The organism is Roseibium aggregatum (genome assembly GCF_014692675.1).
Classification (GTDB): domain Bacteria; phylum Pseudomonadota; class Alphaproteobacteria; order Rhizobiales; family Stappiaceae; genus Roseibium; species Roseibium aggregatum_C.
In genome coordinates, this window is the sequence record NZ_JABFCZ010000056.1 from 1 (window position 1) to 6,841 (window position 6,841).

General features: G+C 65.4%; 6 protein-coding genes. All 6 read right to left on the reverse strand.

Annotation, left to right across the window (positions count from 1 at the left end):
• Positions 1 to 908, reverse strand: a 908-nt coding sequence (locus tag HK439_RS25955) for a 2-oxo acid dehydrogenase subunit E2 (protein ID WP_190294397.1), incomplete at its 3' end; no start/stop codon positions are given.
• Positions 909 to 926: 18 nt separating this feature from the next.
• A complete protein-coding gene (locus HK439_RS25960) occupies positions 927 to 2,390 on the reverse strand; it encodes an NAD-dependent succinate-semialdehyde dehydrogenase (protein ID WP_190294398.1) in 1,464 nt (487 codons plus the stop codon).
• Positions 2,391 to 2,442: 52 nt separating this feature from the next.
• Positions 2,443 to 3,471, reverse strand: coding sequence for a biotin/lipoyl-containing protein (locus tag HK439_RS25965; protein ID WP_190294399.1), 1,029 nt, complete (start codon positions 3,469 to 3,471; stop codon positions 2,443 to 2,445).
• Positions 3,472 to 3,473: 2 nt separating this feature from the next.
• Positions 3,474 to 4,457 (reverse strand): alpha-ketoacid dehydrogenase subunit beta, encoded by a 984-nt coding sequence (locus HK439_RS25970; RefSeq protein ID WP_328804248.1) that lies wholly within the window; start codon positions 4,455 to 4,457, stop codon positions 3,474 to 3,476.
• Positions 4,457 to 5,476 (reverse strand): thiamine pyrophosphate-dependent dehydrogenase E1 component subunit alpha, encoded by a 1,020-nt coding sequence (locus HK439_RS25975; RefSeq protein ID WP_190294400.1) that lies wholly within the window; start codon positions 5,474 to 5,476, stop codon positions 4,457 to 4,459. The genes HK439_RS25970 and HK439_RS25975 overlap by 1 nt, the downstream gene beginning before the upstream one ends.
• A gap of 66 nt (positions 5,477 to 5,542) precedes the next feature.
• The coding region (locus HK439_RS25980; RefSeq protein ID WP_190294401.1) for a M24 family metallopeptidase at positions 5,543 to 6,841 on the reverse strand (1,299 nt) is incomplete at its 5' end.

A 6,841-nucleotide genomic window follows, 5' to 3' on the forward strand; every position in this document is an offset into this window, starting at 1 on the left:
AGCATCATCCTTTTCGGCTCGCTGATGAGGCTTGCATATGTAGCCAGGAACCGTGCTGCATCGGCTCCGTTGATGACGCGGTGATCGTAGGAGAGATCGAGCGGCACCATGGGTTTCGGCTGGAAGGTGTCCCCGTCCCAGACGGGTTGGATCTTCGTTCTTGTGATCCCGAGAATGGCGACTTCGGGCGGGTTGACGATGGGGGTAAAGCCGATGCCGCCGATGCCGCCGAGGTTTGAGATCGACATGGAGGCGCCACCGAAGGCATCCGGCGGCAGCTTGCGCGCCTGGGCCTTTGACGCGAGCTCGGCGATGTCGCGGGCGATGTCGTAAAGGCCTTTTTTGTCGGCATCGCGGATCACAGGCACAGTGAGGCCGTAAGACGTATCGACGGCAATGCCGATGTGGACATAGTCCTTGAGGATCAGCGTCTTGCCGTCGGCGCTGAGCGAGGCGTTGAAGGTCTGGAAGGCTCGCAGGCAATGGGAGAGCGCCTTGACGTGGAAGGCAAGGGCGGTGAGCCTGACCCCGGCCTCGGCGGCTTCCTCCTTCAGCGATTGCCGGAAGGCCTCGATGGCGGAGACATCGGCCTCGTCGTGATGGGTCACCTGGGGGATCAGCGCATTGGCCGCGGCCAGGTTCTTCGCCGCCACTTGCGCGAACCGCGACATCGGCTCTTCCCGCACCGGGCCGTACTGGCTGTGGTCCACGTCCCAGTAGGCGGTGTCGGCGGAAGGCTGTGAGGTTGCGGCGGCGGGTGTTGAGCCGCCGCCCCCTCCGCCTGTGGTGCCTTCCACGTCCTCGCGCGCCAGGGTCTCCCGGCCAAGCGACCGGCCGAGGGTCTCAAGGTCGATGCCCTTGCGGGCGGCGAGCGCCCGGACCGAGGGGCTGGCGATGACCGTGTTCAAGGCGCGCGTCCCCCCTTCTTACCAGCTTGCGGAGATGTACTGGGTTTCCATGAACTCCAGCATGCCCTCGTGGCCGCCCTCCCGGCCGAGGCCGGACTGCTTGGTGCCGCCGAAGGGCGCGGCCGGGTCGGAGACCAGGCCCCGGTTGAGGCCGACCATGCCGTAGTCGAGCCGCTCGCACACCTGCATCGCCCGCTTCATGTCCCCGGAGAAGACGTAGGCCACCAGCCCGTACTCGGTGTCGTTGGCGCGCCGGATGACGTCCTCCTGGTCGGTGAAGGTCTGGATGGCCGCGACGGGACCGAAGATCTCGTCATGAACGCAGTCGGCATTTTCCGGCACGTCGGTCATCACCGTCGGCGGATAGAAGAAGCCGGTGCCGCCGGGCGCCTTGCCGCCGAGCAGGACCTTCGCGCCCTTCTGGACCGCATCGTCGACGAAGGCGGCGACCTTGTCGCGGGTGTCCGCATTGACCAGCGCGCCGACATCCACGTCCGGATCGAGGCCGTTGCCGGTCTTCAGGGCCGCCATGGCCGCGGTCATCTTGTCGGCAAAGGTGTCGGCGACCGCCTCATGCACGTAGATCCGGTTGGCCGCCGTGCAGGCGGAGCCCAGGTTACGCATCTTGGCGAGCATCGCCCCTTCCACCGCCAGGTCGATGTCCGCATCCTCGAACACGATCAGCGGCGCGTTGCCGCCAAGCTCCATGGCGGGCTTGAGCACGGTATCGGCGGCCGAATGCAAGAGCTTGCGCCCGACCTGGGTGGAGCCGGTAAAGGAGACCACCCTGACACGGGGGTCATGCAGCATGTGATCGACCAGCGCCCCGGTCTTCTTCGACGGCAGCACGTTGACGAGGCCCTTGGGCACGCCGGCCTCTTCCAGAAGCGGCATCAGCGCCAGCATGGTGAGCGGGGTTTCCGAAGCGGGCTTGATGATCACCGGGCAGCCGGCGGCGAGCGCCGGTGCGATCTTGCGCGTGCCCATGGCGGCCGGGTAGTTCCACGGCGTGACCAGCACGGCGATGCCGGCCGGCTTGTGCTGGACGATGATGCGGGCGCCTGAGGCCGGCGCATGGGTGATCAGACCGTCGGCGCGCACCGCTTCTTCGGCAAACCAGCGGAAGAACTCCGCCGAATAGGCCGCCTCGCCCCGGGCGTCATTGCCCGCCTTGCCGTTTTCCAGCGTGATCAGCTTGGCGAAGTCGTCGAGACGGGCGGTCATCAGCTCGAAGCATTTCCGCAGGATTTCCGAGCGCTCGCGCGGCTTGCGCGCGGACCAGTCGGCAAAGGCGGCCTCGGCCGCGTCCAATGCCGCGTCCGCATCGGCGATTTCGGCGGACGCCACCGAGGTCAGCACCTCTTCCGTTGCCGGGTTGAGCACGTTAAAGCGCTCCCCGCCGGCGCCGGGGCGCCAGTCGCCGTTGATATAGAGGTCGGACAAAAACTGCTGCGCATCGATATTCAAAGCAGGCTTGTTCATGGAACTTGTCCTTGTAAATCAGAGAAGCTGTCAGCTCATCACGGCTGTCAGACTACAAAAGCTGTCTCAGCGGTTCTTCCAGCCGGCCGGCAAAGGCGTCGAGGCAGGCAATCAGGGCCGCGTCATCGAGCCGGTCGGGAGAGGCCGCCAGGGAGACCACCAGCCTGACCCCGTCGCGGGCCACGGTCAAGGTCGGCACATGGGCTGCCGCAAGCTCTGCATGGGTCAGACGGGTTGCCGTCAGATCGTAAACGATCAGGTCCGGCTCGGGTTCCGTCTCCGAGGCTTCCATCCGGGTCAGCCCGGCCAGATCCGGGTCCTGATAGGTTCTCGGCTGCTTGCGCGGGGCTGCGACCCGCACAACAACGTCGGCGGCGCCGGTGACGGCGCGCAGGCTGCGGGCGGCAAACGACGCCAGCACCATGCCCGCCGTTATGTCTGTTTCAACCTTGCTCTCGGCAGCAAGCCAGCCGCAGAAGGCGTCAAAGGCGTCTGCTTCCACACTGGCGCGCACCAGAAGCCGGTCGACGGCCGAAGCCGCCCCCGCTGCAGGCATGGCGGAAAGCACCTCCAGATCCGCCACCCGGTAGGGTTGGGGATGGCCTGCCTTTGCCAGACGGCTCAGATCGAGCCCGCGCTCTGCCGCCAGGCGCTTGGCCTTGGGCGAGGCGAGCACCTTGCCGTCGGCTGGCTGCTCGGAAGGAGCCATTTGAGCAGCTTGGGGAGTTGCCTGTTGGACTGCCTGCGGAGCCGGCTCGGCCTTCGGTGCGGGAGGTGCCTCCGGCTTCGACTCTTCCTTCTGCGACGCTTCCTGTTTGGAGGGCGCCGCCTTGACGTCGTCGGCGCTGTCGGAGATCACCGCGATCACCTCGCCGACGGGAACCTCCGCGCCTTCCTCCGCGCGGACCTCGCTCAGAAAGCCGTCCGCCTGGGCCTCGACCTCCATCGCCGCCTTGTCGGTCTCCACTTCCATCAGCACGTCGCCGGCCTTGACCGCATCGCCGGGGCTCTTGCGCCAGGCCAGGATCAGGCCTGTCTCCTGCGCCATGCCAAGCGCGGGCATGATCACGTCATGGGCCATGATCAGATCTCCCCCTTGCACAGCTGCTGCGCCCGCTCCGCCACCGTCTCCGGCGTCGGCACGGTCAGGTCTTCGAGTGCGGGCGAGAACGGCACCGGCACGTCCATGGCGCCGATGCGCTGCACCGGGGCGTCGAGATGATAAAACGCCTTGTCGGCAATCCGCGCGGCGATCTCCGCCGTCACCCCGTAGCTCTGGTGGCCCTCGTCGACCACCACCGCCCGGCCGGTCTTCTTCGCCGAGCCGACGATGGTGTCTTCATCCAGCGGCACGATGGTGCGCGGGTCGATCACCTCTGCGGAGATGCCTTGCGTCTCCAGCAGCTCCGCCGCCTTCTGACACACCTGCACCATCGACGAGGTCGCAACCAGGGTAACGTCCCTGCCTTCGCGCAGGACCGCCGCCTGACCGAAGGGCAGAAGATATTCCTCCTCCGGAACGGGCGCCTTGTCGTTGTACATCAGCTTGTCTTCGAAGATCACGACCGGGTTGTCGTCCCGGATCGCCGTCTTCAGCAGCCCCTTGGCCTCGTAGGCCGACGACGGCAGCGCCACCTTCAGTCCCGGGATATGGGCCACAAGCGCATGAAGCGACTGGGAATGCTGGGCGGCGGAGCGCCGCGTGGCGCCGAGATTGGTCCGAAGCACCAGCGGCACCTTCAGCTTGCCGCCGGACATGTAATGGGTCTTGGCCGCCTGGTTGCACAGCTGATCCATCACCAGGAACAGGAAGTCGCCGAACATCAGGTCGACGATCGGCCGCGACCCGGTCATGGCCGCCCCCACCGCCATACCCATGAAGCCGGGCTCTGAGATCGGCGTGTCGATGACCCGCTCCGTACCGAACTCCTCCACGAGACCTGAGAGCACCTTGAACGGGGTTCCGGCTTCCGCCACATCCTCGCCGATCAGGAAGATCTTCGGGTCCCGGCGCATTTCTTCCGCGATCGCCTCGTTGACCGCCTGGGAGAGCGTGATCTGCCGCATCAGGACGCCTCCGCATAGACATGCATGGTCACTTCCGACGCATCCGGGTACTTCGCTTCCAAAGCGTAGTCGACGGCCGCCTTGGCATCCGCCTTCACCTCCGCATCGATCGCAGCCAGGTCATCGGCCGTCACGATCTTTTGCCCCGTCAGCCACGTGCCGAAGTTGACGATCGGATCGCGTTTGTCCTTCCACTCCGCCTCTTCTTCCTTGGAGCGATAGTAGGTCCGGTTGATGTCGCCCACGTGGTGGCCGTGATAGCGGTAGGTCTGAAGCTCGACAAAGAACGGGCCTTCGCCTTTTCGGCAGCGCGCCACCAGCTCCTGGGTCAGTTCGTTCACCGCCAGCACGTCCTGGCCGTCGACGGTGAAGGCCTCCATGCCGAAGCCCTTCGCCCGCTCCGTCAGCGAGCCGGCGGCGATCTCGTCGGTCTTGGTGTATTCCGAATAGCCGTTGTTCTCGCAGGCATAGATCACCGGCAGCTTCCAAAGGGATGCCATGTTCATCGCCTCGTACAAGAGCCCCTGCGCGGTCGCGCCGTCGCCGAAGAAGCAAACCGCCACCGCCCCGGTCTTCAGGTACTTGGCCGAAAGGGCTGCCCCGGTGGCAATGCCGGTGGAGCCGCCGACGATGGCATTGGCGCCCAGATTGCCGTGGCTCTGGTCGGCGATATGCATCGACCCGCCCTTGCCCCGGCAATAGCCTTCCTCCTTGCCCAAGAGCTCGCAGAACATCTGCCTGAACTCCGCCCCCTTGGCGACGCAATGGCCGTGGCCGCGGTGGGTGGAGGTGATGTAGTCCGTGTCCTCCAGCGCCTCGCAGATGCCGACCGCCACCGCCTCCTGGCCGGAATACATGTGCGTCAGCCCCGGCATCTTCGCCGAGAGATACAGCTGGTTGGCATTGTCCTCGAACGCGCGGATGCGCACCATCTGACGGTACATGCGCAGGTAGGCTTCGGTATTGGATTTGGATTTCTGCGAAGCGGTCTTCGCCTTTGTGGCGGATTTGGCTGCCATCATAAACTCCCGCAAACAGGCCCGGCCTTCACCCGGCCGGGCCGTCCACATGTCTTTTCGATAAACTCAGTAGCGGTTGGCGATCGGAAGCTCTTCGGCCGGGAACAGCGAGATCACCTCGCAGCCCGTGTCCGTCACCACGACCTCCTCCTCGATCCGCGCCGCCGAATAGCCGTCCGCCGCGGGGCAATAGGTCTCCAGCGCGAACACCATCCCCGTCCTGATCTCCATCGGGTGCTCGAGCGAGACGGCCCTGGAGATGATCGGACGCTCGTGCAGCGCCAGCCCCAGCCCGTGACCGAACTGCAGGCCGAAGGCCGCTTCCTCGCTCGGGAAGCCGAATTCCTCCGCCTTCGGCCAGACGGCTGCGACCTTGTCGGTCGACACGCCCGGCTTGATCATGGCAATGGACGCATCGATCCATTCGCGCGCCTTCACATAGGCATCGTGCTGGGCCGGCGTCGCCCGGCCGATGTTGAAGGTCCGGTAGTAGCAGGTCCGGTAGCCCTGGTAGGACTGCAGGATGTCGAAGAACGCCTGGTCGCCGGGGCGGAAGTACCGGTCGGTGAAGTTGTGCGGATGCGGATTGCAGCGCTCGCCGGAGATCGCGTTGATCGCCTCGACATCGTCGGAGCCCATCTCGTAGAGCATCTTGTTCGACATCGCGACGATGTCGTTCTCGCGAATGCCCGGCTTCAGCTCCTCGTAGATCATGTGGTAGACGCCGTCGACCATGGAGGCGGCCTGGGTCAAAAGCTGGATCTCGTCCCAGTTCTTGATCTCGCGCGCCGACAGCATGATCTGCTGGCCGTCGATGACGTTGAGGCCTTCTTCCTTCAGCGCGAAGAACATCGCCGTTTCCGCGTAGTCGACCCCGACCGGCATGTCCGCCATCCCGGCATCGCGGATCAGACCGGCAATCTCCCGGGCGTATTTCTGCATCAGGCCGAATTCCGGCGGGATCGTCCCGCGCATGCCGACCACGCCCGCGCGGCAGTGATCCGGCTCCAGCCAGTCGGAGAACTTCTTGTGATGCACCGCGGCCGAGCCGAAATCCCACACGTAAGGGGAATCGTCGCCGGTCAGCAGGCAGAACCGGCACATCTTGTCCCGCTCCCACTCGCCGATCTTGGTCGACGACACGTAGCGGATGTTGTTCACGTCGAACAGAAGCAGCGTGCCCGCCGGGGACGCCTTCAGGGCCTGGCGCGTCCGGGCCAGCCGGTAGCGGCGCAGCCGGTCGTGATCGACACGACGCTCGAAATCCACCGACGTGTGTCCCCACGCGGGCAAACGCCCCTCCCAGCGCCAGTGCTGCTCAAGATCCTGCGGCGTCAGAATGTTCGGTGTCAGTGCACGGTTCAT

Bases quoted from the DNA above. Each gene is read 5' to 3' on its own strand.
- HK439_RS25960 (WP_190294398.1), bottom strand. From the start codon at position 2,390: ATGAACAAGCCTGCTTTGAATATCGATGCGCAGCAGTTTTTGTCCGAC.
- HK439_RS25965 (WP_190294399.1), bottom strand. From the start codon at position 3,471: ATGGCCCATGACGTGATCATGCCCGCGCTTGGCATGGCGCAGGAGACA.
- HK439_RS25970 (WP_328804248.1), bottom strand. From the start codon at position 4,457: ATGCGGCAGATCACGCTCTCCCAGGCGGTCAACGAGGCGATCGCGGAA.
- HK439_RS25975 (WP_190294400.1), bottom strand. From the start codon at position 5,476: ATGGCAGCCAAATCCGCCACAAAGGCGAAGACCGCTTCGCAGAAATCC.